This is a genomic window from Burkholderia sp. 10_S31, assembly GCF_056930375.1.
The window spans coordinates 2,435,502-2,458,958 of record NZ_JBXOWK010000003.1; the positions used below are offsets into that span (position 1 = coordinate 2,435,502).

A 23,457-nucleotide genomic window follows, 5' to 3' on the forward strand; every position below is an offset into this window, starting at 1 on the left:
TCTGTCTTTAAATTTACAGCCGATAAGCGTGAGCGCTCAATTTTGCGAGAAGCTCTGGAAAGGAGGTGATCCAGCCGCACCTTCCGATACGGCTACCTTGTTACGACTTCACCCCAGTCATGAATCCTACCGTGGTGACCGTCCTCCTTGCGGTTAGACTAGCCACTTCTGGTAAAACCCACTCCCATGGTGTGACGGGCGGTGTGTACAAGACCCGGGAACGTATTCACCGCGGCATGCTGATCCGCGATTACTAGCGATTCCAGCTTCATGCACTCGAGTTGCAGAGTGCAATCCGGACTACGATCGGTTTTCTGGGATTAGCTCCCCCTCGCGGGTTGGCAACCCTCTGTTCCGACCATTGTATGACGTGTGAAGCCCTACCCATAAGGGCCATGAGGACTTGACGTCATCCCCACCTTCCTCCGGTTTGTCACCGGCAGTCTCCTTAGAGTGCTCTTGCGTAGCAACTAAGGACAAGGGTTGCGCTCGTTGCGGGACTTAACCCAACATCTCACGACACGAGCTGACGACAGCCATGCAGCACCTGTGCGCCGGTTCTCTTTCGAGCACTCCCGCCTCTCAGCAGGATTCCGACCATGTCAAGGGTAGGTAAGGTTTTTCGCGTTGCATCGAATTAATCCACATCATCCACCGCTTGTGCGGGTCCCCGTCAATTCCTTTGAGTTTTAATCTTGCGACCGTACTCCCCAGGCGGTCAACTTCACGCGTTAGCTACGTTACTAAGGAAATGAATCCCCAACAACTAGTTGACATCGTTTAGGGCGTGGACTACCAGGGTATCTAATCCTGTTTGCTCCCCACGCTTTCGTGCATGAGCGTCAGTATTGGCCCAGGGGGCTGCCTTCGCCATCGGTATTCCTCCACATCTCTACGCATTTCACTGCTACACGTGGAATTCTACCCCCCTCTGCCATACTCTAGCCTGCCAGTCACCAATGCAGTTCCCAGGTTGAGCCCGGGGATTTCACATCGGTCTTAGCAAACCGCCTGCGCACGCTTTACGCCCAGTAATTCCGATTAACGCTTGCACCCTACGTATTACCGCGGCTGCTGGCACGTAGTTAGCCGGTGCTTATTCTTCCGGTACCGTCATCCCCCGGCTATATTAGAACCAAGGATTTCTTTCCGGACAAAAGTGCTTTACAACCCGAAGGCCTTCTTCACACACGCGGCATTGCTGGATCAGGCTTTCGCCCATTGTCCAAAATTCCCCACTGCTGCCTCCCGTAGGAGTCTGGGCCGTGTCTCAGTCCCAGTGTGGCTGGTCGTCCTCTCAGACCAGCTACTGATCGTCGCCTTGGTAGGCCTTTACCCCACCAACTAGCTAATCAGCCATCGGCCAACCCTATAGCGCGAGGCCCGAAGGTCCCCCGCTTTCATCCATAGATCGTATGCGGTATTAATCCGGCTTTCGCCGGGCTATCCCCCACTACAGGACATGTTCCGATGTATTACTCACCCGTTCGCCACTCGCCACCAGGTGCAAGCACCCGTGCTGCCGTTCGACTTGCATGTGTAAGGCATGCCGCCAGCGTTCAATCTGAGCCAGGATCAAACTCTTCAGTTTAAACCTGTTACTGTTTTCGGTTCTTTCGAACCGGTCGCTCACTCAAAGCTGACAGGTATATGAATCACTTCATAAACCTGACTTACTTTAGTGTGAGACTCTTGATACTTTCGCTATCTGATCCGAAGATCAGCTCGCGGCCATCAAGCGCCCACACTTATCGGCTGTTAATTTTTAAAGAGCGTTTCTGCGAGAAACTTCGTGTTTCTCAGCAGCGCTGCGTTTTCAGCAGCAGAGAAGCGAGATTATCAACCGTGTTTCTCAGTTCGTCAACAACTTTTTTAACTGCTTCGTTGCGACGGCTGGGGTTCAACTCCGTGTGCGCCGGGGCTCTACAACCTGCCCTCAACCGCACCGCTTCCCTTCTTCTCCCGCGCTGCGTTTCCGTTAGCGCGAAAGAGGCGTGATTCTATGCAGCCACCGCCAATCGCGCAAGGGGTTTGATGGATTTTTCTTCATCCCCGTCGATGCGGCCTTTCCGCCATGCCGGAGCACGAGACCGCTTATGGCGCAAAGAACGGACTAGAATATGAGGTTCTTCGCCTCTTTCTATACGTATTTAATATGCGCCAGCGAATCGCCAAACGCCTCCCCCCCGACGCCGACAAACTGGTCGGCCTGTCGCTTGCGCTCTTCGCCTCGGGCAGCCGCATCGAGGATCGCTTCTGGGAAGCGAAGCTCGACGCGCTGCTCGCCAAGATCGTTCGCAACGGCAACCAGACCACGCTCGACGCAGCCCTCGACCATCTGCAGCAGAACCACCCTGATGCCTATGGCGCGCTCGCCGACATGGCCGAGACGCATAGTGAATCGATGGGGATCGAGCATGACGGCCAACCGTACGATGCTCTGCTGGTCGCCGTTCCCGTTCTCGCCTGGACGCGCTACATGATTCCGTCGGGTCCGCTGAAAGGCGATGTCGCCGACGCACTGCGCACGCAACTGCAGGCGCACGTGCTCGCAACCGGCACGCTCGTCGGACTGGCCCCGTTCCTGTACAGCATCGACCAGCTGCCGCGCCACCACGTCGAGACCTACCGGCTCGCCCAGCAGCTGGCGCATGCGGCAATTGGCCAGCATGCCGCCAAGCTGAGCTTCGGGGACCTGCCCGAAACCTCGCCGATCTTGGCCGACCCGCGCTTCCTGCTCGCCGTCGTCGCCGCGCCAGCGGGTGCACCGCTGTTCCGCTGGCAGGAAGAAGAGCACGGCAACCGGATCGAACGCGGCCAGTGTCTCGAGCAGTGGACCGCCCAGGGCGGCCCGAACCTGTCGGTTGCCCTCCCCGGCTGCGAGTTCGAATGCTTGCTTCCGGACGCGTACTATTCGGCCTGCCGCGATGCAGACGAACGCATCCGTCCGCACACGGTCCGAACGGCCGTCCGTTATCTTTTTGACACACTTGGTGCGGCGCCGCAGGAACTGCGCGCCGTGGTCGCGGGCTTCGGCGAACGCCGGATCGACGAGTATCGCGTCGGCTTCACGCGACGTGCCAGCAACGACGTAATCTATGGCGTTGTGTGGCCGCTCTACGGCCGCGAGAACGGCGATGTGTCGATCGACAGCGCGACGCTCGAAGGCGAAGCACCGATCGAAGGGCCGCTCGAGGAAATCGTAAGTCTGCTGAAGGAATGCGGTGTAACCGACGTCCGCCGGCACGCAGGCCGCTTCGAGCCCGAGTATTGCGACGACTGCGGCGTGCCGCTCTATGCGGATCCGCTCGGCGAGATCGTCCATGCGGAAATGCCGGAAGACGCATCACCGGCCCAACCGCACTTTCACTGATCGCGAACCGCAGCGCTCGCCGAGCCTGCCCCACGAAGCCGCTTCTGGTTCCTGCCGAAGCGGCTTTTTTCTCGCCCGCGTTTCCCTCACTCGAAATTTCGGACTTTTCCTAAGCCTTTCGGCCAAGCAGACATCGTGTAAGGTTTTTGTCATTATCGGATCCAACGCATGCCGACGGCAGCTCAATGACTTACCTTACGGAGGTTGAATATGCGGTTCCTGGTGCTGAACTCAGACGCCGAACGGCGTGACGGACTGAAGGCCCTGCTACGGCAGATCGACCGTCACGCCAACATCAACGATGCGCCCGACAGTTTCCAGGCGCGTCGACTGCTGCGCACCCAGCGCTTCGACCTCGTTGCGATCAACTGGCCGGACGTCGGGCGGCTCAGCGAACTCCAGGCGCTCTGCAGCGCCTGCTCGCCGACGCCCGCAGCGGTACTGATCGACGAATCCACGCCGGAAGCCATCCAGCGCTTCTACAACTACGGCGTCGCGGGCGTGATCCCGCACTCCATGCGGCCGCATCTGATCGTGCGGGCACTCGAGATGGTTCTGCTGGGCGGCCACTATATCCCGCCCATCGCGCTCAGCCTGCTACCGTCCGCCGCTGCGGCACGCCACGACGCCCATTTCCAGACACTCGCCGGATCGCTGCCGCGCCGCCCGCCCAGCAGCCTCCTGTCGCCGAGACAGGCGCAGATCATGCGCTTCGTCCATATGGGCAGCACCAACAAGATGATCGCCCGCACGCTCGGCATCAGCGAAGGCACCGTGAAGATCCACCTTGCCAGCATCTTCCAGCAGCTTGGCGCGGCAAACCGAGCCGCCGCCGTCGCGATCTACAACGGCTGGCTGTCGCCACATCTCGAGGTGCTGCTGGCGAACCGTGAACGCGCAGGCAAGCCGGTCGTCGGCGAACGCGGCCCGGTCCCGCTGCGCACGCAACGGAACAACCGTCCGTACCCGCTGCCGGCCGCGAACACCGGCACCCGCGACCTGCCGCTCGCGGCCGAACCGCCGGCGCGGTTTCGGCGCGAACGCTAGTCGGGCAGTATCGATATTGCGACGGTCTGCATGTGCGAATTCCCACCTTTGATGCTCAACGAGTAATATGGACGCATGGGTTTTCTTTTCACACCGCTTCCGCTCTGGGTCGGCATCGGCGGCTGGATCGCCGCCGTGGCTCTGCTCGCGCTCGCGCTCTGGAATCGTCCCTTCGTCCGTCTGCAGGACGCAACGCTCCAGCACGTGTGGCTCGCGCTCGTCACTGCGATCACGGTTCTGTGGGCCTCGAATGCATGGCTCGAGGACGGCATCGTCATGCACCTGCTCGGCGCGACGCTGCTCGTCACGCTGTTCGACTGGACGCTCGCGCTGATCGCGATGGGTGCCGTCACGGCCGTCGCCGCGATCGTGTTCGACGCGCCGTGGCAAGGCATCGGCCTCACCTATCTGATCTACGGTGCGCTGCCGGTCGCTGTGTCCGCGTTGCTGCAGCGCGCCGCGATCGCGTGGCTCCCGCACAACCTCGCCTCGTTCATCACCGGTCAGGGATTCCTGTCGCCGGCCATCGCGATCGTCGCGGTCGCCGCGGCCGCGGCCGGCGTCCAGCTCGCACTCGCGGACGGCGTGCCCGTCGTGATTCCCGCCGGCTATCTGCTCAACACCGCGCTGCTCGCGCTTGGCGAAGCGTGGTTCACCGGCATGGCCACGGCGCTCATCGCCGTCTATCGGCCGGCATGGGTCACGACATTCGACGTGCGGCGCTACCGTCTCGGTGGCCCGCGCGCCTGACTGCACTTTGTCCCGATGCAATCGATGCGCGCGACGATCCGCTTCCACAGCGCGGGAGAGTGTGGCATCTACTGCCGCACAACTTTTTTACGCTAAGATTGAACTCCTGATCTTCATCGGGCATCTATACGTGCCCGATGCCTCATTTGCTCCTCACCAATAACCAGATGGACAGCTCTCCTGCCTCGCTCCGGATTTTCCGGGCGCTCGGCAAGCTGGCAGCCTGTGTCGCGGGCCTGTCGCTTGCGCTGCCGGCACCGGTATTCGCCGACCTCCTCGACCAGCGCTCCGAACTGATCAACAAATTCGTCAACGAGATGCATGCCGATCCGATCGTCGCCGATTGTGCGGCGCACGGCAGCTTCATCGCAAGCACATCGTCAGCCTTCGACCGCGTCGACTTCGCGCCGAACGCGTTCGAAAGCGGCAACGCGACGATCACGCCGTGGAGCGATTCGTTCGATCAGGGCAAGCAGCGCGTAAAGGTCGACAACATCGTCACCGTAGACGGCCTCGGCATCCACAGCGACGGCAGCGACCCGACACCGCTGAAATTCCGCTGCGGCTACATCGGCCAGCAAATGCTCGCATTCAGCTGGAACGATCCCGTGCCGCCGCTGAAGCCACGCGTCGAGCGCTCGTCGTCGCCGCAGAAATTCAAGGGCAAGTCGCACCGCGGCAAGGTGAAGGCCAAGACATCCGGCCGCACCGGCAAGAAGGCCGTTGCAACGAAGAAATCAAGCGGCCAGAAGAAAGCCGTGAAGAAGAAAACCGTGAAGAAGTCCTGATACGACGGAGCGGCAACGACAGAAGCAAAAAAGCCGGCGCATCACACGATGCGCCGGCTTTTTTCACATCGACGGCGGTGCGCTTACGCGAACGTCTCGACGTGCACCAGGATCGCCGCCAGCATCGCAGCACCCAGCGCGGCGCTGCGTTCGCCGTTCCAGCCGCCCCGCTCGTCGGGCAGGTTCGCGTTGTCCTTGAACGGCATCTCGAGCGTCAGAGACAGGCAACCGAACTGGTGGCCGATGTACTTCGACGCGAGCTTGAGCGCATCTTCCTTGTACTTGCTTGCCGCATAGCCGTGCTCTGTCTGGAAATCCGGGCTCGCGACCTTGAACGCATCGATGAATGCGGTCTGCTCCTTGCCCTGCTGCTCGGTGAAGCTCGGCAGCATCTCCGAACCCGCGACGAACACGTACGGGAGATCCTCGTCGCCGTGAATGTCGAAGAACATGTCGCAACCGATCGCATGAATCGCATCGCGCACCGCCAGCACTTCGGGGCTGCGTTCGGGATCGGGCTCCATCCACTCGCGGTTCAGGTTCGCGCCCGCCGCATTGGTGCGCAAGTTGCCGTGTACGCTGCCGTCCGGGTTCATGTTCGGGACAATGTAGAACGTCGCGCGATCGTACAGCTTGCGCGCCACCGGATCGCCCGCCCAATCGCCCCATCCGGCCAGCCGCTTGACGAGCCCTTCGATGAACCACTCGGCCATCGTCTCGCCAGGGTGCTGACGCGCGATGATCCACACCTTCTTCTTCGGCATGCCGTCGACCTCCGGCGTACCCAGCGACAGCAACGACATAGGACGGCCTTCGACCGTGCGACCGAGTTCGACGATGCTCGCCTGCGGCAGCTGCTGGACCGCGCCGAGGAACGCCGCATGACGCTCTTCGGAATACGGCTCGAAATACGCGTAGTAGATGCTGTCGAACTCGGGCGTATGATCGATGGTCATCGTCTTGCCGTCGAACGTCGTCGGCACGCGGAACCAGTCGACGCGATCGTAGCTCGCGACCGCGCTGTAGTTGCGCCATCCCGACGGATACGCGCATTCGGCCGCATTCTCGAACGACATCACGCATCGTTCGCCGCCCGCGCCCGTCAGGCGGTAGTAGAACCATTGCGCGAACTCCGAGCGGTTGTCGCCACGCACGCGCAACCGGATCGCGTCCGGGCTGTCGCACGATACGACGTCGATGGCGCCCGCGTCGAAATTGCTGGTGATCGAAAGGGTCATCTGTCTCTCCAGTTGCGACCGGAACGGGCGGTTTGCCCCCTGCCCGGCCTCATGCATGCGCCGGCCGTCTCGTGAACGGCCGACATGGTCACTCGCCGATTCGCCGGCGATATACGTAAGTCGAATCGTTCGATGCTGCAGCGTCGAACGCGTAGTCTTCCGCCGCGAAATCCTTCAGCGCCGCCGGTTCGGCGATGCGGTTCTCGACGATGTAGCGCGCCATCAGGCCACGGGCGCGCTTCGCGTGGAAGCTGATGATCTTGTAGCGACCGCCCTTCCAGTCCTCGAATATCGGCGTGACGACCGGTGCCGCCAGCAGTTTCGGCTTGACCGACTTGAAGTACTCGGTCGACGCGCAATTGATCAGCACGCGCGCCGCACCGCTGCGCGTCTCGAGCTGCTCGTTCAGCGCCCGCGTGATCCGGTCGCCCCAGAACGCATACAGATCCTTGCCGCGGGCGTTCGCGAACCGGGTGCCCATCTCGAGCCGGTACGGCTGCAGCAGGTCGAGCGGGCGCAGCAGTCCGTACAGGCCGGACAGCACGCGCACGTGCTGCTGCGCGTAGTCGAGATCGGCGACCGACAGCGATTTGGCATCGAACCCTTCGTACACGTCACCGTTGAACGCGAGCATCGCCTGCTTCGCATTGGCCGGCGTGAAGGTCGGCGACCAGTCCGCGTAACGCTGGAAGTTCAGGCGCGCGAGCGGGTCGGAGATGTCCATCAGCGTCGCGATGTCCTGTGGCGACAGCTTGCGCAGGCCGTCGATCAGTTCCGACGCCTCGTCGACGAATGCAGGCTGCGTGTAAGACGGGACGTGGGCGGGCGTCTCGTAGTCGAGGGATTTGGCGGGAGAGAGAACGATTATCATAGAGGCTCGCTGGCACGCCGTGCCTTGCGGTCAGACGAAAACCACCGATTGTAACGAATGACCCGCTCTCTCGCCCCGCATGCCGCACATCGCGTCGTGCTCGACTCGAACGTCTGGATCGACATACTCGTATTCGACGACCCTGCCACACGCCCGATCCGTGCCGCGCTCGAACGCGGCACGCTGGCCGCCGTGATCGACGGCCGCTGCCTGAACGAACTCGAGCTCGTGCTCGATTACCCGCAGTTCCAGGCGCGCGCGATCGACAAGGCCGAGGCGCTCGCGACCGTCGCCCGCCTGACGAGCCTCGTCGAGCCGCCGCCCGTCGACGCCGACGCGCCGCCGCTGCCGAAGTGCAAGGACCGCGACGATCAGAAGTTTCTCGAGCTCGCGCGCGCCGCGCAGGCCGAATGGCTCGTGTCGAAGGACCGTGCGCTGCTCAAGCTCGCGAAGCGCACCGCACGCGACTTCGGCTTCCGGATCGCGCAGCCCGCGCCGTTTACCGAAGCCTGCGCGCTCGATGCCGCGTCGGCCACCCCCACCACGCCGGCCTGACGGCCCCGGCGCCACCCGCTTGCGATCGTATCGATGAACGCTCCTTCCGACATGCCTACGACTCCCGTTTTCCCCTCGCGCCTGCCGAACGTCGGCACCACGATCTTCACGGTCATGAGCGCGCTCGCCGCCGAGAAAGGCTCCGTGAACCTCGGCCAGGGCTTCCCCGATTTCGACTGTGACCCGCGCATCGTCGACGCGGTCGCGGCCGCAATGCGCAACGGTCACAACCAGTATCCGCCGATGGCGGGCGTCGCGCCCCTGCGCGACGCGATCGCCGACAAGATCGCGCAGGTCTACGGCCGGCGCTACGATCCGGCCACCGAGATCACGGTGACGGCCGGCGCGACGCAGGCACTGCTGACGGCGATCCTGTGCGCGGTGCATCCGGGCGACGAAGTGATCGTCGTCGAACCGACCTACGACAGCTACCTGCCGTCGATCGAACTCGCCGGCGGCAAGCCCGTGTTCGTCACGCTGGAAGCGCCCGACTACGCGATCCCGTTCGATCGTCTCGCTGCCGCGATCACGCCGAAGACGCGGATGATCATGATCAACACGCCGCACAACCCGACCGGCACCGTGTGGCGCGAGGCCGACATGCGCAAGCTCGAGGAGATCGTGCGCGGCACCAACGTGCTGATCCTGTCGGACGAAGTGTACGAACACATGGTCTACGACGGCGCGCGGCATGAGAGCGTCGCGCGCTACCCGGAACTGGCCGCGCGCAGCTTCATCGTGTCGAGCTTCGGGAAGACCTATCACGTGACGGGCTGGAAGGTCGGCTATGTCGCGGCGCCGGCGGCGCTCACCGCTGAGTTCCGCAAGGTCCACCAGTTCAACGTGTTCACGGTCAACACGCCGATGCAGATCGGGCTCGCCGACTACCTGCGCGATCCGGCGCCGTACCTGACGCTGCCCGACTTCTACCAGAAGAAGCGCGACTTCTTCCGCGCCGGCCTCGAACGCACGCGCTTCAAGCTGCTGCCGTGCCCCGGCACGTACTTCCAGTGCGTCGACTATTCGGCGATCAGCGACCTGTCCGAAGCGGAATTTTCGAAGTGGCTCACGTCGGAGATCGGCGTGGCGGCAATTCCAGTGTCCGCGTTCTATCATGAGCCGCACGAATCGGGCGTCGTGCGCTTCTGCTTCGCGAAACAGGAGAGCACGCTCGCGTCCGCACTCGAACGGCTCGCGCGCCTGTAAGTCCGGCACGGGCAGCCAATGCTGCCCAGTGCCTCGCCCGGCTCGCGCTTATGACCGCGCGGTGCCCGTCACCGCGATATAGGCCTTGCGGTCGGCCGCCACGCGCTGCGCGGCCGGCCGCTCGCCGACCAGCTTCGCATGCGCCTTCCAGTCGATGCCTGCGTCGAGCAGGAAATCGCGGCCGAAGATGGCCTTCGTCGCCATCCCGATCACCGGCAGATGGATCGATGCGGCAATGTCCGCAAGACTGAATGCGTCGCCGAGCACATAGGGCGAGAACTGCGCCATCCGCTTGAATGCATCGATCGCGCGCGGCAGGCGCTTCTCGACGTGCGCTTTCATCCCGTCGCTGACCTTGCCGCCGAAAAACGCTTCCGTATAGACCTCTCGCGCAGTCCATTCGAGATACAGTTCGAGCGTCTCGACGAGTTCGCGCACCTTTGCGGCCGCAAACGGCCCCGACGGGAAAATGGCTTTGTCGGGATAACGCGCGGCCAGATACTCGATGATCACCTGCGACTCGAACAGCGCGCCCTCTTCCGTCTTCACGAACGGAATCTTGCCGAGCGGCGAATCGGCGAGCAGCGCAGCATCGCTGATCGGCAAGCTGCAGGTCAATTCCTCGAACGGGATGTCATGTTCGAGCAGGACGAACTTCACCTTGTTGTAGTAGTTGGACAACGGAATACCGCACAGCTGTAGCATCGGAGTCTCCTTCCTTGCTGAAGCGCGGCCGCAGCGATGCCGGCCGCATCGGGATTCGTCGCGCTGAAAAGCACGTTCGTGCTAGTCTAAATCAGTTTCGCGTCCGTCACGACAACATTGCATCCACTGCGGCAGCACCCTGATCTGCATGAGCATGAGCATGAGCACGTGCCCGCGCGGCGTGCGACGTCGCCGTCCCTGCCATTCGAATTCGATGGAGACACACTCGCATGAGTGCTGAACTGCTGGCCTCGCGTCCGCCCGAGAGCGAATCGACGCTCGTCCTCACGCTATCAAATCCCGGCGCGCGCAACGCGCTGCATCCCGACATGTATGCGGCCGGCGTCGAAGCGCTCGCCACCGCCGAGCGCGATCCCGCGATTCGCGCCGTCGTACTCACGGGAGCCGATCGCTTCTTTTGCGCGGGCGGCGACCTGAACCGGCTACTCGATAACCGCTCGAAGGACCCGGCCTACCAGGCCGACAGCATCGATCAGCTTGCCGCGTGGATCACGGCGATCCGTGCATCGACGAAACCTGTGATCGCGGCGGTCGAAGGTGCGGCGGCCGGCGCGGGCTTCTCGCTCGCGCTCGCGTGCGACCTGATCGTTGCCGCGCACGACGCGAAGTTCGTGATGTCGTATGCACGCGTCGGCCTCACGCCCGATGGCGGCGGCTCCTGGTTCCTCGCACGCGCGCTGCCGCGCGCGCTGGCCGCCGAAATCCTGTTCGAAGGCAAGCCCGTCGCGGCCGAACGCCTGCATGCGCTCGGCGTCGTCAATCGGCTTGCCGTACCCGGTGCCGTATTGTCCGACGCGCTCGCGTGGGCCGACTCGCTTGCCGGCATCTCGCCGAACGCGCTCACGCGCATCAAGTCGCTGCTCGACGATGCGCCCGCGCAACCGCTCGAGACCCATCTCGGCACCGAGCGAGATCACTTCGTCGCATCGCTGCATCACGCGGACGCGCTCGAGGGCATTACCGCGTTTCTCGAGAAACGCCCGCCGCGCTACAAGCGCTGATCCGGCACGGTCCCGCTGTTCGAACAGCCTCGCCGTCACCGCATCGACACCCGTACGCCGGTGCGCGGCCGCGCGTTCCCGTCGCCTGCAACCCGCGTCGATCCATGCTCTAATGACCGCCTGTCGCGGCGCCCTGTCGGCGCCGTTTTCGCGCATGCAACGAAGGAGTTGACGATGATCGACGTCTACAGCTGGGCGACCCCGAACGGCCACAAGATACACATCATGCTCGAGGAAACGGGCCTCGCGTATCGTGCGCATCCGGTCGATATCGGTGCGGGCGACCAGTTCAAGCCCGAATTCCTGAAGATCAGCCCGAACAACAAGATCCCGGCGATCATCGACACGGACGGCCCCGGCGGCAAGCCGATCTCGCTGTTCGAATCGGGTGCGATCCTCGTATACCTCGCGGAAAAGACCGGCAAGTTCCTGCCGAGCGACCCGGCCGCGCGCTACGCAACGCTCGAATGGCTGATGTTCCAGATGGGCGGCGTCGGCCCGATGCTCGGGCAGGCACACCACTTCCGCCTGTATGCGCCGGAGAAGATCGAATATGCGGTCAATCGCTACACGAACGAAGCGAAGCGCCTGTACAACGTGATGGAAAAACGCCTCGGCGAATCCGAATATCTCGCGGGAGACACGTACACGATCGCGGACATTGCGACGTTCCCGTGGACGCGTTCGTGGCAGAACCAGGGCATCGTGCTCGACGAATTGCCGAACGTGAAGCGCTGGCACGAAGCGATTGCCGCGCGGCCGGCCGTGCAGCGCGGTGTCGAAGTGCTCGCATCGCTACGCAAGGCACTGCAGGACGACAAGGCGCGCGAGATGCTGTTCGGCGCAACGCAATACGCAAAGCACTGAAGCAGCACGCAACGCAGCGGCATCCGTCAATGCCGCCGCGCGCATCAGAAGTAGTGCAGTGTAATGAATTCCGCCGCGCAAACGAGCACAGGCGCGTCGGGACGCTCGACCTGCACCGACACCGACCACGTCACCTGCACGCCGTCCTGTGCGGCCTCCGCGGTTTCCTTCACCGCGAATAGCGCACGCACGCGTGCGCCGACCGGCACCGGCTTCAGGAACCGTACGCGATTCAGTCCGTAGTTCATGCCCATCTTCTGCTCGAAGCGCATCGCATCCGCCATCAACGCGGGAATCAGCGACAGCGTCAGGAAACCGTGCGCGATCGGGCCACCGAACGGCGACTCGCGGCGCGCGCGCTCGGGATCGACGTGTATCCACTGGTGATCGCCGGTCGCATCGGCGAAACCGTCGACCCGACGCTGGTCGATCTCGACCCAGCCGCTCATAAGCGGCTCCGCGCCGATCCGCGCATGCAGCGCCTGAGCCGACGCGATCAGCGGCAATGTCACGTCCGTCATGCGCCCGCCCCTTGCGGATGGCGCAGCCCGAAGATCACCTTGGTATGCACGGTGATCACCGTGTCGCCGGCGCCGTTGGTGCCGATCCACTCCGTCGACACGATGCCGCGGTCGGGCTTGCTCGCCGACACGCGCTTGTCGTGGACCTTCTGGTACATCGTGATCGTGTCGCCGGCGCGCACGGGCTTGATCCACCGGATCGAGTCGATGCCTGGCGAGCCCATGCTGGTCGAATCCGGCCCCAGCTTCTTGATGAGCAGGCTCATGAACACCGAACACGTATGCCAGCCGCTCGCGACCAGCCCGCCGAACGGCGATGCCTTGCCGGCCTCCTCGTCGAGGTGGAACGGCTGCGGATCGTAGCGTTGCGCGAACGTCTTGATGTCGTCCGCCTCGAACGTGTAGCGGCCGATTTCGGTCGTACTGCCGACTTCCAGATCTTCGTAACTGATACCCACTGTGTGTCTCCTCTGGTGCGCTAGCGCGTCGCCGTCAGGCCGCGTCGGTCTGCGCGAAATCCGGCAGGGCCGCGATGCGCGCAAGGTGATGATCGGTGTCGCCGAGCGTCGTCTCGATGATCGACAGCCGCTTGAACAGGTGTGCTGCGGCGACTTCGTTGGTCACGCCCATGCCGCCGTGCAGTTGCACGGCCTGCTGACCGACGAAGCGTGCGGCCGCGCCAACCCGCGCCTTCGCGGCGGAAACCGCCTTGCGTCGCGCATCGGCATCGCCGCCCGCGTAACGCACGGCGGCCAGGTAAGTCAGCGAACGCGCCTGCTCCGCGTGAATCAGCATGTCGACCATCCGGTGCTGCAGCGCCTGGAAACGCGCGATCGGCACGCCGAATTGTTCGCGCGTCTTCGTGTATTCGACCGTCGCGCGGTTCAGCTCGTCGAGTGCACCAACCGCTTCCGCGCACAACAGGAAGGTCGCGTAATCGGCAATCTGCTCGAGGGCAACCGCATCGCGTGCGCCACCCGTCAGTTGCCGCGCAGGCGTTTCATGCAGCTCGATCGTCGCGGCGCGCTGGCCGTCGATCGTCCGGTAGTCGACGAGCGTCACTCCCGGGGCGTCGCGCTCGACGACGAACAGGCCGATGCCGCCGCCGTCGACACGCGCCGGCACGATCCACGCATGCGCCTGCGCGCCGTGCTGAACGACCGACTTGGTGCCGGTCAGCCGGTAGATGCCGCCCTGTTCGCGCGCGTGCGTATCGAGTTCGTACAGGTCGTAGCGTGCCCGCGGTTCGTGGAATGCAACCGCCAGACGCTTCTGCCCTTGCGCGACCGCTTCCAGCAGCGCGGCATCGTCACCCGTGCCGGACCCGGCAATCCGCAGCGCCTCGATGCCGACCGCCGTCGCCCAGTACGGCTCGACCACGAGTGCGCGGCCGAGCTCCTGCATCGCGACCAGCATGTCCACCGGGCCGCCGCCGAATCCGCCCTGTGCATCCGGCACGGGCAGCGCGGTCAGGCCCAGCTCCGCGAATGCGCTCCATTGCGCGTCCGACACGCCCGCGTCGCTGCGCACGATGGCCTGGCGCGCGTCGAAACCGTATTGCTCGCCGAGATAGCGGTGCAGCGCGTCGGCGAACTGTTGCTGCTCATCGGTAAAGCTGAAATCCATGGTTGTCTCCGTTTCCTGATCACAGCCCCAGGATCATCTGCGCGATGATGTTCTTCTGAATCTCGTTCGAACCGCCGTAGATCGACGTCTTCCGGTAATTGAAGTAGTACGCGGCGAGCGGCGCAGCGTCGTCGTCGCCCGCGCTGCTGTGTTCGCGCTCACCTTCGAGGAACGGGACGTCGAACGGCGCGGCGAGCGGCCCGATCGCCTCGAACATCAGCTCGGTGAGCGCCTGCTGCACCTCGGTACCCTTGATCTTCAGCATCGACGCCTCGGGGCCGGGCCCCTTGCCGCTCGTCTCGCGGCTCACGACACGCAGCACCGTCACCTCGAGCGCCATCAGTTCGACCTCGAGTGCCGCGACCTTCGCGGCAAACACGGGATCGGCGAGCAACGGCTTGCCGTTCTTGCGCTGGTTCGACGCCACGCGTTTCAGGAACACGAGCTCGCGCTTCGACGCGCCGACGCGCGCGATGCCGGAGCGCTCGTGCCCCAACAGGTATTTCGCGTAAGTCCAGCCGCGATTCTCATCGCCGACGAGATTCTCGACGGGCACCTTCACGTCCTCGAAGAACACCTCGTTGACTTCGTGGTCCTCGTCGAGCGTGATGATCGGACGCACCGTGATGCCGGGCGTCTTCATGTCGATCAGCAGGAACGAGATACCCTCCTGCTTCTTCGCGGCCGGATCGGTGCGCACGAGGCAGAACATCATGTCCGCGTACTGGCCGAGCGTCGTCCAGGTCTTCTGGCCGTTGACGACGTAGTGGTCGCCGTGGCGTTCGGCACGCGTGCGCAGCGACGCGAGGTCGGAACCGGAGCCCGGCTCCGAATAGCCCTGGCACCACCAGTCGGTGCCGTCCAGGATGCGCGGCAGATAGTGGCGCTTCTGCGCTTCGCTGCCGTATTGCATGAGCACCGGCGCAACCATCGACACGCCGAACGGCAGCACGGTCGGCGCACCGATGCGGGCGCACTCCTCGTCCCAGATGTGCCGCTGCGTCGCGTTCCAGCCCGGGCCGCCGTATTCGGCCGGCCATGCGGGCGCAGACCAGCCGCGCTGGCCGAGAATCCGGTGCCAGCTCGCGTAATCCTCGCGATCGAGTCGTTTGTGATCGAGTACTTTGGCGCGCAGTGCATGAGGCAGATTGGCCTCAAGCCAGGCGCGGATGTCGACGCGGAACGCGTCGTCGGCGGGGGAATAATCCAGATCCATGCGCAGTGTCTCCTGACCGCGGCCGTCCGGCCCGGCCAGGACACACTGCGTACGTCATTGCAGCGGTTCTTTCAGCGCGGCTGGAATCGGCAGCGGCATCACGTCGATGCCTTCTTCAGCCAAGGATTGCGCATCCTCCGGCGTCGTGACGCCACGAATGCTGCGTGCCGGCGCCTCGTTGTAATGGATGCGCCGCGCTTCCTCGGCGAAGCGCTCGCCCACGTTCTCGGTCTTCTCCAGCACCTCGCGCAGCGCGCGCATCACCTGCGCCTGCAGCGCACGCGGATCGGCCGGCTGTGCCTGCGTCGCACCCGACAGGTTCAGGCGCGGCGCCGACGGCATCCGGTTGATCTCGGTCGTCCCGCACACTGGACATTCGACCAGCTTGCGGGACAACTGCGCTTCGAACTCATCGGCGGAAGCGAACCAGCCTTCGAACCGATGACCATGCGGGCACTGTAAATCGAGGACCTTCATGCTGAATCAGGGCGTGTGACGAGTGTAGCGCAAAACGCGCTTTTGTGAACGATCGTGCTAAATTAGATCGCGCGACCGGAAAGCGGCCGCGTCACCCGATTGTAACGCGGCGCCCCACCCGCCGCTGACGTGCCGTCAGGGCTTCTGGACGAGGCCGAGCGGCCAGGTGCCGGACAGCACTTTCTCGAGCCACATCGTGCCGATGATCGTCTTCACGTCGGTGATCTGGCCCGTGCGCACCCATTCCTGCAGGTCGGGCAGCGTCGCCGTGAAGGTTTCGAGGAATTCGCCTTCGTCGAGCTTACGCTCGCCGGCCGTCAGCCCGCGCGCGAGATACAGGTCGATGAATTCGGTCGAATAGGAAATGATCGGGTGAATCCGGGCCAGGAACACGTATTCGCGTGCCGTGTAGCCGGTTTCCTCGCGCAGCTCGCGCACCGCGCAGGCGAGCGCGCCTTCGTTCGGGTCGAGCTTGCCGGCCGGGAATTCGGCCATGACCTTGCCGATCGGATAGCGATACTGGCTTTCCATCAGCACGCGGCCGTCGTCGAACAGCGGAATCACCATCACCGCGCCCGGGTGCTGGACGTATTCGCGCGTGGCCTGCTTGCCATCCGGCAAACGGACGGTATCGCGCTTGAGCTTGAGGAACGAGCCTTCGAAAATCGCCTCGCTCTCGAGGCAGGTTTCGGTCAGTGCGGCGTCGTGATTGGGAAGTTCGGCCATCGGCGGCTCCGTAATTGAGCGTGACGGCCGAAGCCGTCAGCGTCGTTTGACGAGATACTGGAACGTGAAGCCGGGAAACGCGAACACGATAAAGAGACTGAACGTGATCGCGTAAAACTGCCAGCCCTGTTCGAAGCGGTTGCCGGCGCGCGACTCGAGCCAGAAGCCGAGCGCGCCGACGACGAAATACAGCACGATCAGCTCGCCGATCCGAACCCACGCGTTCTTCTTCGTCGCGCCGAACGGCACGACGGCGAAGAGGCGTTGGTTCAGGAACGGCACGTTGGCGCATACGAGCGCCAACAGCACGATGAACCAGCCGGCTACCGACATTACAGCGGCAGCGTGTGACGGATCGCCTGCAGGCAGGCCGTCAGCAGCGGGCTCGGGATCAGGCCGAGCACGACGACCGCGAGGCCGTTCAGCACGAGGATCGTACGCTTGCAGAAATCGCCGGTGACCGGGGCCGTGTCCTGCGGTGCATCGAAGTACATCAGCTTGACGATGCGCAGGTAATAGAACGCACCGAACAGCGACGTGATCACGGCCAGCACGGCCAGCCACGTGAGACCTGCGTTGACGGTCGCCTCGAGCACCGCGAGCTTCGCGTAGAAGCCGACGGTCGGCGGGATACCGGCCAGCGAGAACATCATGACCATCATCACGAACGCGAACACGGGGCTGCGCTTGTTGAGACCCTTGAAGTCGTCGATCGTTTCCGCTTCGAAATCGCGGCGTGCGAGCAGCATCACCACGCCGAACGAGCCGAGCGTCGTGATCAGGTAGACGATCGCATAGAACATCGCCGAGCTGTACGCGTTCGCCGGTGCGGTCGCGTCGCCCTTCACGATGCCGGCGAGCAGGCCGAGCAGCACGAAGCCCATGTTCGAGATCGCCGAGTACGCGAGCATCCGCTTGATGTTGCGCTGGACGATACCGGTGATGTTACCGACGATCAGCGACAGCGCGGCAAGGATCACGAGCGCGGTCTGCCAGTTCTGTGCGAGCGGCAGCAGGCCCATCACCAGGAAGCGCAGGCCCCACGCGAACGCGGCAACCTTCGGGCCGCCGCCGACAAACAGCGTCATCGCGGTCGGTGCGCCCTGGTAGACGTCAGGCACCCACATGTGGAACGGCACGGCGCCGAGCTTGAACGCGATACCGGCGACGATGAAGACCACGCCGAACATCAGCACGGCTGCATCGGTGTTGCCACCGACCGCCTTGTACACCTCGCCGAGTTCGAGCGAGCCGGTCGCGCCGTAGAGCATCGAGATGCCGTACAGCACGAAGCCCGACGCGAGCGCGCCCAGCACGTAGTACTTCATCGCGGCTTCGCTCGACTGAACGGCATCACGACGCAGCGCGATGACCGCATACAGCGACAGCGACATCAGTTCGAGGCCGAGATACAGCGTCAGGAAGTTGTTACCCGACACCATCACCAGCTGGCCGAGCAGCGAGAACATGCCCAGCAGGAACACGTCTCCGCGGAACATGTCGCGGTCTTCGAGGTACTTGCGCGAATAGACGAGCGTGACCGCGAAGCCGATCGACACGACGGCCTTCATCATGCTCGCGAACGAGTCGACGACGACCATCCGCGAGAAGAAGTAGTACTGCTGCGGATCCAGCGCCTGCACGGCGAACCACACGCCGGCGACGACCGACGAAACCACCGCGATCAGATAGGTCAGGCGGCGGCCAGCGGCACCGGTAAAGGTGTCGTTCAGCCATGCGACGACGATGGCGACCATCACCAGCGCGTCAGGCAACAGGACATTCATAGGAGCGTTCATGATCTTGATTTCCTCCGCTCGCGATTACTGGGCCAGCGGCAGCTTCGACTGCGCGACGTGGGAGAGGAGGTTTTCCACGGAAACGTGCATCACGTCGGTGAAAGGCTTCGGATACAGGCCCATCAGCATCGTGAACGCGGCGAGCACGGCCAGCATCACGAATTCGCGACGGCCGATGTCCTTCAGCTTGGCAACGTGATCGTTCGCGACCGCGCCGAAATACACGCGCTTGTACATCCACAGCGTGTAGGCAGCGCCGAGGATCAGCGTGAACGCCGCGCCGAATGCGATCCAGAAGTTGTACTGGACGGCTGCGAGAATCACCATGAACTCGCCGACGAAACCCGAGGTACCCGGCAGGCCGCAGTTGGCCATCGAGAACAGCATCGCGAATGCCGCGAACTTCGGCATCACGTTCACGACGCCACCGTAATCAGCGATCTGGCGCGAGTGCACGCGATCGTACAGCACGCCGATGCACAGGAACATCGCGCCCGACACGAAGCCGTGCGAAATCATCTGGATGATCGCACCTTCGACGCCGAGCTGGTTGAAGATGAAGAAGCCGAGCGTCACGAAGCCCATGTGCGCGATCGACGAATACGCGACCAGCTTCTTCATGTCGGACTGCACCATCGCGACGAGGCCGATGTAGATCACCGCGATCAGCGACAGCGTGATCACGACCGGTGCCAGGAAGTGGCTTGCGTCAGGCGTGATCGGCAACGAGAAACGCAGGAAACCGTACGCGCCGAGCTTCAGCATGATCGCTGCCAGCACGACCGAACCACCCGTCGGCGCTTCCACGTGCGCGTCCGGCAGCCAGGTATGCACCGGCCACATCGGCACCTTCACCGCGAATGCGAGGAAGAATGCAATGAACAGCAGGATCTGCGGCGTCATCGCGATCTTCGCGTTCTGCCACGTCGCGAGGTCGAACGAATGCGTCTGCGTGTACAGGTAGATCAGCGCGACCAGCATCAGCAGCGAGCCGGCCAGCGTGTACAGGAAGAACTTGAACGCCGCGTACACGCGGTTCGGGCCGCCCCACACGCCGATAATGATATACATCGGGATCAGGGTCGCCTCGAAGAACACGTAGAACAGCAGGCCGTCGGCTGCCGAGAACACGCCGATCATGATCCCGGACAGGATCAGGAAGGCCGCGAGGTATTGCGCGACGTTCTCGGTGATCACTTCCCACGCGGCGATCACGACGATCACCGTGATCAGCGCGGTCAGCACGACGAACCACATCGAGATGCCGTCGACACCGAGGTGGTACGAGATGTCGAAGCGTTCGATCCAGGTCGATTGCTCGACGAACTGCAGCGCAGCCGTGCTCGAGTCGAAGCCCGTGATCAGCGGGATCGTGACCGCGAGACCGAGCAGCGAACCGATCAGCGCAACCCAGCGGGCCGTCCCCGGATTTTTGTCGTTACCCACCGCGAGCACGAGGAGGCCGAAAACGATCGGCAGCCAGATCGCGGTACTGAGAATCGGAAAAGCGTGCATTAAGTTGTCCCCCGCCTTATTTGCCGCCGAGCGTTACAAACAGGGTCAGGAGCCCCAGCATGCCGATGATCATGGCGAACGCGTAGTGATAGATGTAACCGGATTGGAGGAAGCGGATCACGCTGGCGAACCAGCCGATGAACCGGGCGCTGCCGTTGACGAGGCCGTCGATCACGACGACGTCACCTTCCTTCCACAGGCCGCGGCCGATCGCCACCGAACCACGGGCGAACACCACTTCGTTGATCTTGTCCATGTAGTACTTGTTGTCCAGCAGCGTGTAGATCGGACCGAACGCGCGGCGGATCGACGCCGGCAGATCCGGACGCTTAAGGTACAGGAACCACGCGACGACGACACCGGCGAGCGCCAGCCACACCGGCAGGCCCGACACCGAGTGCAGACCCATGCCGACCCAGCCGTGGAACTCTTCGGCCATCTCGGCCAGTGCCGGATGGTTTTCGCCGATGAAGATCACCTTGTCGAACGCGACGCCGTGCTGGAAGAAGTCGCCGAACAGCATCGGACCGATCGCGATCGCACCGATGATGACCGACGGGATCGCCAGCAGGACCAGCGGCACCCATACGACCCACGGGGTCTCGTGCGGCTCGTGCGCGTGGTCGTCATGGCCGTGGCCGTGATCGTCGTGGCCGTGGCCATGTGCGGCCGCCATGCCCATCGGCGATTCCGGATGCTTCGGATTGCGGAAGCGCTCTTCGCCGTGGAACACCAGGAAGTACATGCGGAACGAGTACAGCGCCGTGACGAACACGCTCGCGACGACCGCGAAGTACGCGAAGCCTGAACCCTGCAGGTGCGACAGCTTCACCGCGTCGATGATCGAGTCCTTCGAGTAGAAGCCCGAGAAGAACGGCGTACCGATCAGCGCCAGCGAACCGACGAGCGACGTGATCCACGTGATCGGCATGTACTTGCGCAGGCCGCCCATGTTGCGCATGTCCTGATCGTGGTGCATGCCCATGATCACCGAACCGGCGCCGAGGAACAGCAGCGCCTTGAAGAACGCGTGCGTCATCAGGTGGAACACGGCGACCGGGTAAGCGGACACGCCGAGCGCGACGGTCATGTAGCCGAGCTGCGACAGCGTCGAGTACGCGACGACACGCTTGATGTCGTTCTGGACGATCCCGAGGAAGCCCATGAACAGTGCCGTGATCGCGCCGATCACCGTGATGAACGACAGCGCGGTATCCGACAGTTCGAACAGCGGCGACATGCGCGACACCATGAAGATGCCGGCCGTCACCATCGTCGCCGCGTGAATCAGCGCCGAGATCGGGGTCGGGCCTTCCATCGAGTCAGGCAGCCACACGTGCAGCGGGAACTGCGCGGACTTGCCCATCGCGCCGATGAACAGGCAGATACAGGCAACGGTCAGCAGGCCCCAGTCGGTGCCCGGGAAGTGCAGGCTCGCGAGCTCGGCGCGCTTGGCGAACACTTCGCCGTAGTTCATCGAACCCGCGAACGCGAGCAGCAGGCCGATGCCCAGCAGGAAGCCGAAGTCGCCCACGCGGTTCACGAGGAACGCCTTCATGTTCGCGTAGATCGCGCTCTCACGCGTGAAGTAGAAGCCGATCAGCAGGTACGACACCAGACCCACCGCTTCCCAGCCGAAGAACAGCTGCAGGAAGTTGTTGCTCATCACGAGCATCAGCATCGAGAACGTGAACAGCGAGATGTACGAGAAGAAGCGCTGGTAGCCGTCTTCTTCCGACATGTAGCCGATCGTGTACACGTGCACCATCAGCGAGACGAAGGTCACGACGACCATCATCATCGCGGTCAGCGAATCGACGAGGAAGCCGACTTCGAGTTTCAGCGAGCCGACGTTCATCCATTCATAGACGGTCGCGTTGAAGCTTGCGCCGCCCATTACGTCGAAGAAGACTTTCGCCGACAGGAGGAACGCGATCAATACGCCGAGGATCGTGATCCGGTGTGCGCCCTTGCGCCCGACTGCGTTCCCGAACAGCCCCGCAATCAGCGAGCCGGCCAGCGGAGCGAGCGGAATCGCCAGCAGCAGGTTTTCATTGAGTGTCGTTGACATAACAGCGTTGCCTGAAATTAACCTTTGAGCTGATCGAGATCCTCGACATTGATCGTGTCGAGCTTACGGAACAGGGTCACCAGAATCGCGAGACCGATCGCGGCTTCCGCTGCGGCAACGGTCAGCACGAAGAACACGAAGATCTGGCCGTGCACGTCGCCGAGGTAATGCGAAAACGCGACGAAGTTGGTGTTCACCGCCAGCAGCATCAGTTCGATCGCCATCAGGATGATGATGATGTTGCGGCGGTTCAGGAAGATCCCGACGATCGCGATCGCAAAGAGGATCGCGCCGAGCACGAGGTAATGAGCAAGAGTCAGCATGGTTTTCCTTTCCTCCGCTTAGCCGTTGGTGCTCGAACCGGCTTCGCTCTGCGCCGTTTCCGGCTGCGGCTTTTCCGCTTCCATCTTCACGAGGCGCACGCGGTCGTCGCGGCGCACCTTGACCTGATCCGACACGCGCTGGCGCTTGCTGTCCTTGCCCTTGCGCTCGGTCAGCCCGATCGCGGCGATGATCGCGACCAGCAGCACCAGGCCGGCGATTTCAAACGCGAAGATGTAGTCGGTGTAGATCACCTTGCCGATCAGTCGCGTGTTCGACCAGTCGGCCATCGCGCCCGTCGCCATTGCGTGCACCGTGTGCGTGTCGCCGTAGCCGCGCCAGAGGATCAGTGCGGTCTCGACCACGATGATCGCGCCGACCACCGTTGCCATCGGCACGAAGCGCTTGAAGTCTCGGCGCAGGTAATCGATGTTGATGTCCAGCATCATCACGACGAACAGGAACAGCACCATCACGGCGCCCACGTACACCAGCACCAGCAGGATCGCGAGGAACTCCGCTTCCAGCAGCATCCAGATCGCGGCGGCGTTGAAGAACGCCAGCACAAGGAAAAGCGCAGACGCCACCGGGTTGCGCGAAGTGATCACCTTCAGCCCTGATACCACCAGGAGCAGCGCGAAGATGTAGAACAGTACGGTCGTGAATTCCATGATTACCGGTTCATCGTTAGGCCATAGTCAGGCGCGGCTTGCGGGACGCTCTCGCGTGCCGCACCCGTCGCGGCGGCTCGGCCCGTTCATGC

General features: G+C 63.2%; 23 protein-coding genes and 1 rRNA gene. 8 read left to right on the plus strand and 16 right to left on the minus strand.

Features of this window, described 5'->3' with window-relative positions; translation table 11 throughout:
* Positions 1 to 58: 58 nt before the first annotated feature.
* A 16S ribosomal RNA gene (locus AC1Z3W_RS31440) occupies positions 59 to 1,591 on the minus strand.
* A 564-nt stretch (positions 1,592 to 2,155) separates the two neighbouring features.
* Here AC1Z3W_RS31440 and AC1Z3W_RS31445 point away from each other — a divergent pair.
* The 4 genes from AC1Z3W_RS31445 (at position 2,156) to AC1Z3W_RS31460 (ending at position 5,958) form a co-directional block, all read left to right on the plus strand.
* On the plus strand, positions 2,156 to 3,373 hold the full coding sequence (locus AC1Z3W_RS31445; RefSeq protein WP_483509274.1) for a DUF2863 family protein: 1,218 nt from the start codon (positions 2,156 to 2,158) through the stop codon (positions 3,371 to 3,373).
* A 210-nt stretch (positions 3,374 to 3,583) separates the two neighbouring features.
* Positions 3,584 to 4,420: a LuxR C-terminal-related transcriptional regulator gene (locus AC1Z3W_RS31450; protein WP_124834067.1), complete on the plus strand. Its 837-nt coding sequence runs from the start codon at positions 3,584 to 3,586 to the stop codon at positions 4,418 to 4,420.
* Positions 4,421 to 4,495: 75 nt separating this feature from the next.
* Positions 4,496 to 5,170: an energy-coupling factor ABC transporter permease gene (locus AC1Z3W_RS31455; RefSeq protein WP_057929191.1), complete on the plus strand. Its 675-nt coding sequence runs from the start codon at positions 4,496 to 4,498 to the stop codon at positions 5,168 to 5,170.
* Between the two features lie 137 nt (positions 5,171 to 5,307).
* Complete coding sequence (locus tag AC1Z3W_RS31460; protein WP_124834066.1) at positions 5,308 to 5,958, plus strand: BspC domain-containing protein; 651 nt, start codon at positions 5,308 to 5,310, stop codon at positions 5,956 to 5,958.
* Between the two features lie 83 nt (positions 5,959 to 6,041).
* Here the strand turns inward: AC1Z3W_RS31460 and AC1Z3W_RS31465 are convergent, their stop codons facing one another.
* Together AC1Z3W_RS31465 and yaaA are read right to left on the minus strand one after the other, a co-directional pair.
* Positions 6,042 to 7,196 (minus strand): M14 family metallopeptidase, encoded by a 1,155-nt coding sequence (locus AC1Z3W_RS31465; protein WP_483509275.1) that lies wholly within the window; start codon positions 7,194 to 7,196, stop codon positions 6,042 to 6,044.
* 88 nt (positions 7,197 to 7,284) lie between these two features.
* Positions 7,285 to 8,067 (minus strand): peroxide stress protein YaaA, encoded by a 783-nt coding sequence (yaaA, locus tag AC1Z3W_RS31470; protein WP_124834065.1) that lies wholly within the window; start codon positions 8,065 to 8,067, stop codon positions 7,285 to 7,287.
* Between the two features lie 57 nt (positions 8,068 to 8,124).
* On the opposite strand from yaaA, the gene AC1Z3W_RS31475 reads away from it, so the two are divergent.
* Positions 8,125 to 8,622, plus strand: a complete 498-nt coding sequence (locus AC1Z3W_RS31475) for a putative toxin-antitoxin system toxin component, PIN family (RefSeq protein ID WP_124834064.1) — start codon at positions 8,125 to 8,127, stop codon at positions 8,620 to 8,622.
* Between the two features lie 33 nt (positions 8,623 to 8,655).
* A complete protein-coding gene (locus AC1Z3W_RS31480) occupies positions 8,656 to 9,828 on the plus strand; it encodes a pyridoxal phosphate-dependent aminotransferase (RefSeq protein ID WP_057929196.1) in 1,173 nt (390 codons plus the stop codon).
* Between the two features lie 48 nt (positions 9,829 to 9,876).
* Here the strand turns inward: AC1Z3W_RS31480 and AC1Z3W_RS31485 are convergent, their stop codons facing one another.
* Positions 9,877 to 10,533 (minus strand): glutathione S-transferase family protein, encoded by a 657-nt coding sequence (locus AC1Z3W_RS31485; protein ID WP_124834062.1) that lies wholly within the window; start codon positions 10,531 to 10,533, stop codon positions 9,877 to 9,879.
* A 230-nt stretch (positions 10,534 to 10,763) separates the two neighbouring features.
* On the opposite strand from AC1Z3W_RS31485, the gene AC1Z3W_RS31490 reads away from it, so the two are divergent.
* Together AC1Z3W_RS31490 and AC1Z3W_RS31495 are read left to right on the plus strand one after the other, a co-directional pair.
* The gene (locus AC1Z3W_RS31490) at positions 10,764 to 11,555 is read left to right on the plus strand and encodes an oxepin-CoA hydrolase, alternative type (protein ID WP_057929198.1); all 792 of its coding nucleotides are present in this window, start codon (positions 10,764 to 10,766) and stop codon (positions 11,553 to 11,555) included.
* 174 nt (positions 11,556 to 11,729) lie between these two features.
* Complete coding sequence (locus tag AC1Z3W_RS31495) at positions 11,730 to 12,422, plus strand: glutathione binding-like protein (RefSeq protein ID WP_057929253.1); 693 nt, start codon at positions 11,730 to 11,732, stop codon at positions 12,420 to 12,422.
* A gap of 44 nt (positions 12,423 to 12,466) precedes the next feature.
* Here the strand turns inward: AC1Z3W_RS31495 and AC1Z3W_RS31500 are convergent, their stop codons facing one another.
* From AC1Z3W_RS31500 to AC1Z3W_RS31555, 12 genes are all read right to left on the minus strand, one after another.
* Entirely contained in the window at positions 12,467 to 12,943 is a 477-nt protein-coding gene (locus AC1Z3W_RS31500; protein ID WP_483509276.1) for a MaoC family dehydratase, read from the minus strand.
* The gene (locus AC1Z3W_RS31505) at positions 12,940 to 13,401 is read right to left on the minus strand and encodes a MaoC family dehydratase (RefSeq protein WP_057929200.1); all 462 of its coding nucleotides are present in this window, start codon (positions 13,399 to 13,401) and stop codon (positions 12,940 to 12,942) included. Before AC1Z3W_RS31505 ends, AC1Z3W_RS31500 begins: the two co-directional genes overlap by 4 nt.
* Before the next feature lie 34 nt (positions 13,402 to 13,435).
* Positions 13,436 to 14,569, minus strand: a complete 1,134-nt coding sequence (locus tag AC1Z3W_RS31510) for an acyl-CoA dehydrogenase family protein (RefSeq protein ID WP_124834060.1) — start codon at positions 14,567 to 14,569, stop codon at positions 13,436 to 13,438.
* A 19-nt stretch (positions 14,570 to 14,588) separates the two neighbouring features.
* Entirely contained in the window at positions 14,589 to 15,785 is a 1,197-nt protein-coding gene (locus tag AC1Z3W_RS31515; RefSeq protein ID WP_124834059.1) for an acyl-CoA dehydrogenase family protein, read from the minus strand.
* Between the two features lie 54 nt (positions 15,786 to 15,839).
* Entirely contained in the window at positions 15,840 to 16,262 is a 423-nt protein-coding gene (locus AC1Z3W_RS31520) for a DUF1178 family protein (RefSeq protein ID WP_006756910.1), read from the minus strand.
* Positions 16,263 to 16,397: 135 nt separating this feature from the next.
* Positions 16,398 to 16,988, minus strand: coding sequence for an NUDIX domain-containing protein (locus tag AC1Z3W_RS31525; RefSeq protein ID WP_057929203.1), 591 nt, complete (start codon positions 16,986 to 16,988; stop codon positions 16,398 to 16,400).
* 36 nt (positions 16,989 to 17,024) lie between these two features.
* Positions 17,025 to 17,321 (minus strand): DUF2818 family protein, encoded by a 297-nt coding sequence (locus AC1Z3W_RS31530; protein ID WP_124834058.1) that lies wholly within the window; start codon positions 17,319 to 17,321, stop codon positions 17,025 to 17,027.
* Entirely contained in the window at positions 17,321 to 18,775 is a 1,455-nt protein-coding gene (gene nuoN / locus AC1Z3W_RS31535) for an NADH-quinone oxidoreductase subunit NuoN (RefSeq protein ID WP_173938515.1), read from the minus strand. Before nuoN ends, AC1Z3W_RS31530 begins: the two co-directional genes overlap by 1 nt.
* A gap of 36 nt (positions 18,776 to 18,811) precedes the next feature.
* Positions 18,812 to 20,302, minus strand: a complete 1,491-nt coding sequence (locus tag AC1Z3W_RS31540) for an NADH-quinone oxidoreductase subunit M (protein WP_124834056.1) — start codon at positions 20,300 to 20,302, stop codon at positions 18,812 to 18,814.
* 16 nt (positions 20,303 to 20,318) lie between these two features.
* Positions 20,319 to 22,373, minus strand: coding sequence for an NADH-quinone oxidoreductase subunit L (nuoL, locus tag AC1Z3W_RS31545; protein ID WP_483509277.1), 2,055 nt, complete (start codon positions 22,371 to 22,373; stop codon positions 20,319 to 20,321).
* Between the two features lie 17 nt (positions 22,374 to 22,390).
* Positions 22,391 to 22,696 (minus strand): NADH-quinone oxidoreductase subunit NuoK, encoded by a 306-nt coding sequence (nuoK, locus tag AC1Z3W_RS31550; RefSeq protein ID WP_004185739.1) that lies wholly within the window; start codon positions 22,694 to 22,696, stop codon positions 22,391 to 22,393.
* An 18-nt stretch (positions 22,697 to 22,714) separates the two neighbouring features.
* Positions 22,715 to 23,365: an NADH-quinone oxidoreductase subunit J gene (locus tag AC1Z3W_RS31555; RefSeq protein WP_014896509.1), complete on the minus strand. Its 651-nt coding sequence runs from the start codon at positions 23,363 to 23,365 to the stop codon at positions 22,715 to 22,717.
* Positions 23,366 to 23,457 lie beyond the last annotated feature (92 nt).